The organism is Mycobacterium sp. 663a-19 (assembly GCF_035616495.1).
Classification (GTDB): Bacteria; Actinomycetota; Actinomycetes; order Mycobacteriales; family Mycobacteriaceae; genus Mycobacterium.
The window spans coordinates 1-287 of record NZ_JAPJAV010000056.1; the positions used below are offsets into that span (position 1 = coordinate 1).

Genomic DNA, 287 nt, shown 5'->3' on the forward strand with positions numbered 1-287 from the left:
TCGTTGAGCTTCGACTTCGCGGTGTGGGAGATTTTCGGGGCCCTGCTGGGTGGTGGGCGGCTGGTGGTGGTGCCCGAGCCGGTGACCCGCTCCCCTGACGATTTCCACGACCTGCTGATCAGAGAAAAGGTCAACGTACTCACACAAACGCCGTCTGCGGTGACCGCACTCTGCCCACAGCGTTTGGAGTCGGTGACGCTGGTGGTGGGTGGGGAGGCCTGCCCGGCCACGCTGGTGGATCGGTGGGCGCCGGGGCGGGTGATGCTCAACGCTTATGGGCCCACCGA

At 65.9% G+C, this 287-nt stretch carries 1 protein-coding gene; it reads left to right on the plus strand.

The window, feature by feature from the left end; genetic code table 11:
- Window positions 1-287: AMP-binding protein (locus tag OQ968_RS24845; protein WP_324682306.1), on the plus strand; the 287-nt coding region annotated here is incomplete at both ends.